This is a genomic window from Bacteroides sp. MSK.20.12 (assembly GCF_019052435.1).
In the GTDB taxonomy this organism is placed as follows: domain Bacteria; phylum Bacteroidota; class Bacteroidia; order Bacteroidales; family Bacteroidaceae; genus Bacteroides; species Bacteroides xylanisolvens.
In genome coordinates this window covers 96851-103155 of sequence record NZ_JAHQVH010000019.1, presented here as the reverse complement: position 1 = coordinate 103155, position 6305 = coordinate 96851, and the positions used below count along the sequence as shown (strand labels likewise).

Genomic DNA, 6305 nt, shown 5'->3' with positions numbered 1-6305 from the left:
TTGCTGTTCTTGAACAGTGAGAAGTATCAATATGACTTTATACCTGAGTAGTTACTACACTCTTGATTTCTGTTAATAGTTGAGTGATAATACGTAATTCATTAGGCTTGGGACGTTTTTTCGTATCATACTGTAATCTGTCTGCGATTTCCTCTTCACTTAATGTGTTAGAATCTAGCGAGATAGATTTCATTTCCTCGTAATATTTGTCGAAAGCTTTGTTGTATCTTCGCTTCTCTTTCCGCCTTTTGAATATACCATATATAATATGGAATAGGAGAAACAAGTACGCAATAATACAAAACATTACCGCAATTGAGCATATTCTTATGATTAAAGGATAGCCAATAAACTTGTAATATATCCAATAGAAATAATATTCTATGTAATCTATACCATACAGTACTTGATCCATTTCCCTTGATATTTAATCTATAAAACTTGTATATTCAAAACAAAAGTTCTATATTTGTTGTATTGAATGTTCTGTCTGATGCAAATATACTAAATAACTTGTATATATTATCCATTGTTTATGAACAGGGCTTTTGAGCTATATTTGAGCTCTTGTGATTATTTTCGATGGAAAGGATTGAAATTACGAATAAGGACGTCTAAAATACTATTAAGCGTTAATTATTTTTTCGATAAGTTAACATATAGGGTTCGGATATGGGTGTGATAAGGTAGAGCTTTCATGGGAAACTAAAACAAACAATAAATTTAAAAATTAGATTAAGATGAAAATTAAAAGTTTGATGTATGTCCTTATGGGGACGATGTTGGTTGTTGCTTGTACAGACAGTAACAATGAAGAGGGGATAGTGGATAATGGAGGAGGAGATGATTACCCACAGTATGTTATTCCGGCAGGGTTTGATTTTGCAACTAGTCGTACTGTCTCTGCTAAAGTTTATTCAAGTAAGCCTGTAGCGGTTGATTTGTATTGGGATTCAGAAAATCAGGAAAGAAGTTTGTTGGTGAGTGGCCTGCTTGTTGATGGAGAGAAAGACTTGGAATTGAATGTGCCTATTCACTGTGCCAATATTTATTTGAAGTATTCTGATGGAACAGATAAAACAGCATCATTTCCGATAAATAGCGTGACTCGGAGTGGCGAGACTGTAGCAATAACTGTACCTGAAGATGCGGTGGCGGTAACTAGTGAGGAAGATGATGGATGGTTTTTCTATCATAATACAGGCGTTGCTATGTTTGAAGACAATTGGCCGATTGAACCAGGTCAAGACAATGATTTGAACGATGTTGTTTTTGAGTACGATTTGAAAGTAACCGAATGTCAGGCTGAAAAATGGTTCGAAGCTGGTCAGGGATATAAAGAAGGATTGAAGTTGACTTTGGATATTCGTGCTAAAGGCGGTAGATATCCTATTAAATTAGGTGTAGTATTAGGTGGCTTGGATAAAAAGTATATAGAGACTGTTGCAACCCGTATTCTTTTGAAAGAAGGACAAGGAAAAGAAACCGAACTTGCTACTGGGGAAATGAAAGCAGAAATGCCTCAACAGCAACTCTTTGGAAAATCGCAATTTTGTAAAGTTACGGTAGACACGGAACACGGTAGTCCGGTTATCATAATGGATGGTTTGAGTGCTTTGGGTGATAATACTAATTTCTTCCAGACTACAAAAGGTTTTATAAATCCGGGACAAGGCATGTTGCGTGCAGAAATTATTTTGGGAGCTAAGGTTCGTACTAGTCTTACTGAAGATTTGGATCAATTGAAAGCTTATCGTGCTCTTATTACTGATACTCATAATCAGAATTTCTTTATTGTGACAAATACGAATAAAGAGATTCACATGAAAGGCTATAGACCTTCTTATCTTTATACTAATTACGAAGCTGATTCAGCCGGTGAAATGATGGAAGGTGTTCCATATTGTAATAAGAATGGTTTTGTTTGGGGAATTAAAGTTCCTGTTGGCGTAAAACATGCTTATGAAAAGGTGCTTTTTGATAACGCTTATCCTGAATTCCGTGCTTGGGTGACTAGCAATGGAGCTGATAACAAGGATTGGTATTTGCATCCGGCTGCTGAAAAAGTGGTAGAAGCTTGGTAATACAAAATCCCGGTCAATACATTATTTGAGATATTTTGTACAATTTGAGCCCCTCTTTTTTCGAAAAGAGGGGTTTCTTTGTATCCGGAAGAATTATTTTTAAACTAATACCGTAATGACGAAGCGATTTTTTATTAGCTACAGTTTGATTACTTTATTTCTCTTGGATAGTGTAGTGCTGTTTGCACAATGCGAAAATGCGTTTGCACAACAATGGAAGATAGAAGATGCATCCCATGCCTTGCAGGTGATAGAACGTACAGATACGTTAGAATTGATCGTGCCGGATGGATTGACTATGTGGTATCAGCAGCGATTGGCGGGGAATTATGAGGTTAGTTACCGCACTTGTATGGTGATGCAAGGAGGGAAGTACGATCGCTTGAGTGACTTGAATTGTTTTTGGGCTGCCAATGACCCTAAATACCCAGATGATCTTTTCACTCGTAGTCAGTGGCGCGACGGCATCTTTAAAAACTACAACACATTAAACCTTTTCTACGTTGGATACGGGGGAAATGATAACTCGACGACTCGTTTCCGTCGTTACAGAGGAGAATATTATGGAGTAGCAGATGACAAGGTGAAACCCTTATTGAAAGAATATACTGATGCCTCTCACTTGCTTGTTCCCAATCAGTGGTATCAGATTCGCATTAAAGTGGAAAAAGGAATCACGACTTATTCTGTGAATGGTGAAGAACTGTTCCGCTATGTTCTTACAGGCGGCGAAGGTGACGGACACTTCGGTCTTCGTCTCTTGCAGAATCATGTCCTGTTTACAGATTTTAAAGTGACTACTCTCTGACTTATATACTGAAAAACCTAATAAGACGATATATCCATGATGAAACAACCTTTTATTAAATTTGGAGTGACAACTCTATTTTCTCTTTTGTGTTCAACATTCCTTCATGCGCAAGTCGTAACAGATGAGCGGATGTTTTCTTTTGAAAAACCGCAAATACCGGATTGTATCACCGCTACCCATTCCCGCCTGTCGGTATCAGATCTGCATTATAAAGATGGAAAACATTCGTTGGAATGGACATTTGAACCGGGTGGTATATTGGAATTCAAGAAAGACCTGAAGTTTGAGAAGAAAGATCCGACCGGCAAGGATTTATATCTTTCGGCTTTTATTGTGTGGGTTTATAATGAAGTGCCTCAGAATGCGACTATTGAGTTTCAGTTTCTGAAAGACGGCAAACGATGCACATCTTTCCCTTTTGGTATTAATTTCAGTGGTTGGCGCGCTGCATGGGTCTGCTATGAACGTGATATGCAAGGCACACCGGAAGAAGGCATGAATGAACTCCGAATTATTGCTCCAAATTCAAAAGGAACCCTTTTCATCGATCATTTGATTACGGCTACTAAGGTTGATGCACGTCAACAGACGGCCGATCTGCAAGTCCCTTTTGTCAATGCCGGAACCACCAACCATTGGCTGGTGATTTATAAACATTCTCTTTTAAAGCCGGATATTGAACTAACTCCTGTAGGCAACAAGCAACGGGAAGAGATGCAACTGTTAGAGAAGCGTTTTCGTGATATGATCTACACGAAGGGCAAGATCACAGATAAAGAGGTTGAGAATATTCGCAAGAAATATGATTTCTATCAGATCACTTACAAAAACGGTCAGGTTTCGGGAGTACCTATCTATATGGTACGTGCCGCCGAAGCTTATGAACGAATCATTCCGGATTGGAACAAGGATATGCTCACTAAGATGGGTGTGGAAATGCGTGCTTATTTCGATCTGATGAGAAAAATAGCTGTTGCATATAATAATAGTACGGCGAAACCGGTGATTCGGGAAGAAATGAAGAAGAAGTTCTTGGCAATGTACGATCACATAACCGATCAGGGCGTGGCTTATGGTAGTTGTTGGGGAAATATCCATCATTACGGGTATAGTGTTCGCGGCCTGTATCTGGCATATTTCTTGATGAAAGATGTGCTTAGAGAAGCAGGCAAACTCCAAGAAGCCGAACGGACATTACGCTGGTATGCGATTACTAACGAAGTGTATCCCAAACCGGAAGTTGACGGAATTGATATGGACTCTTTCAATACGCAGACCACAGGGCGTATTGCCAGTATTCTAATGATGGAAGATACACCGGAGAAATTGCAATACTTACGGTCTTTCTCTCGTTGGATTGATTATGGTTGCCGTCCTGCACTGGGGTTGTCCGGTTCATTTAAAGTGGACGGAGGTGCTTTCCATCATCGCAATAACTATCCGGCTTATGCCGTAGGCGGACTGGATGGGGCAACAAACATGATTTATCTTCTTAGCCGGACGGAATTTGCTGTTTCCAAGTTGGCTCATGAAACGGTGAAGAATGTATTGCTGACCATGCGCTTTTATTGCAATAAACTGAATTTCCCTCTTTCTATGTCCGGTCGTCATCCGGATGGAAAAGGTAAACTGGTTCCTATGCATTTTGCCATGATGGCTTTAGCCGGTTCTCCCGATGGAAAGGCGGAATATGATAGTGAAATGGCTTCTTCTTATCTTCGTTTGATTTCAAATTCGGGCGTTGAGAATGATGCTCCCGAATATATGCCCAAAGTTTCAAATGCTGAAGAACGCAAAGCGGCAAAGCTTCTGATAGAGAAAGGTTTCCGTCCGGAACCGGATCCGCAGGGGAATATAGCAATGGGCTATGGTTGTATCTCTGTTCAACGTCGCAGTAACTGGTCTGCCGTGGCCCGTGGACATTCCCGTTATTTATGGGCGGCTGAACATTATTTGGGAGCGAATTTATATGGTCGCTATCTGGCACACGGCAGTTTGCAGATATTGACTGCTGCACCGGGGCAGACAGTGACTCCGGCCACTAGTGGTTGGCAGCAGGAAGGTTTTGACTGGAACCGTATCCCGGGAGTTACATCTATTCATTTGCCGTTGGAACAATTGCAGGCTAAAGTACTCAATGTAGACCGTTATTCGGGAATGGAAGAAATGCTTTATTCGGATGAAGCTTTTGCAGGCGGATTGTCTCAACAGAAGATGAATGGTAACTTCGGAATGAAGTTGCACGAGCACGACAAGTATAACGGATCGCACCGGGCACGTAAATCTTACCATTTCATCGATGGAATGATTGTCTGCCTTGGATCGGATATTGAAAATACAAATACGGAATTCCCCACTGAAACGACTATCTTCCAATTGGCAGTCACAGATAAGGCGGGACATGACTATTGGAGAAATTATCAGGGAGATAAGAAAGTATGGGTAGATCATTTGGGAACAGGTTATTATGTTCCGACAGCCATTCGGTTTGAGAAGAACTTCCCTCAACATTCGCGAATGCAGAATACGGGAAAGGAAACAAAGGGTGATTGGGTTTCTTTGGTTGTAGATCATGGAAAGGCACCAAAAAACGGAAGGTATGAATACGCTGTTTTGCCTCAAACGAATGAAACCGCGATGAAGAAGTTTGCAAAAAAGCCAGCTTATAAAGTATTACAGCAAGATCGGAAGGCGCATATTGTAGAGTCCGCTTCTGAGCAGATTGTTTCTTATGTATTGTTTGAAACTCCTGAAACAACGTTGCCGGGTGGTCTGTTGCAACGTGTGGATACTTCCTGCCTGGTTATGACTCATCAAGAATCTGCTGATAAGATTAAACTGACGGTAGCACAACCTGATTTGGCTTTGTATCGCGGTCCAAGTGACGAAGCGTTTGACAAAGACGGGAAGCGGATTGAACGTAGTATCTACTCTCGTCCGTGGATTAATAATGGAAGTAGTGAAATACCAGTGACTGTGACCATAAAAGGCCGATGGAATGTGGAAGAAACTCCCTATTGTAAAGTAGTCTCTTCCAATGAAAAGCAAACAATCTTGCGATTCAGTTGCAAAGATGGCGCTAGCTTTGAAGTGGAACTGAAGAAATAAGAGTTATACAGTTAGGAGATATCCTGTTTGCCTTTGTAGAAACAATAGTTTCAAAGCTTTGAAACTGTTGTTTCCAGCCGCGGAAACTTTGGTTTCTACAAGGAGAAACTTTGGTTTCAAGCGTATGAAACTTTAGTTTCAAGGCTTGAAAACAAAAGTTACGTGCCTTGAAACAAAGGTTGTATATTAATGAAATAAATATAACTGCTTGAACTCTCGGAATGAATGTCTCCGGTTTATGAAATGTAGTTAGTCTGTTTGTAAGCGTCTCCGCAATGCCGTCTTGCCTTTATTTCCAGTGA

At 40.4% G+C, this 6305-nt stretch carries 3 protein-coding genes and 1 pseudogene; 3 read left to right on the top strand and 1 reads right to left on the bottom strand.

Annotated elements, in window-relative coordinates; translation table 11 throughout:
* Window positions 1-55 precede the first annotated feature (55 nt).
* Window positions 56-415: pseudogene (locus tag KTR06_RS24490) on the bottom strand (HEAT repeat domain-containing protein); the annotation flags it as partial.
* A gap of 325 nt (window positions 416-740) precedes the next feature.
* Here KTR06_RS24490 and KTR06_RS11970 point away from each other — a divergent pair.
* From KTR06_RS11970 to KTR06_RS11960, 3 genes are all read left to right on the top strand, one after another.
* The gene (locus KTR06_RS11970) at window positions 741-2084 is read left to right on the top strand and encodes an LruC domain-containing protein (protein WP_120067625.1); all 1344 of its coding nucleotides are present in this window, start codon (window positions 741-743) and stop codon (window positions 2082-2084) included.
* 115 nt (window positions 2085-2199) lie between these two features.
* Entirely contained in the window at window positions 2200-2892 is a 693-nt protein-coding gene (locus tag KTR06_RS11965) for a DUF6250 domain-containing protein (RefSeq protein ID WP_008641726.1), read from the top strand.
* A gap of 36 nt (window positions 2893-2928) precedes the next feature.
* A complete protein-coding gene (locus KTR06_RS11960) occupies window positions 2929-6003 on the top strand; it encodes a chondroitinase family polysaccharide lyase (protein ID WP_120067623.1) in 3075 nt (1024 codons plus the stop codon).
* Window positions 6004-6305: the final 302 nt, after the last annotated feature.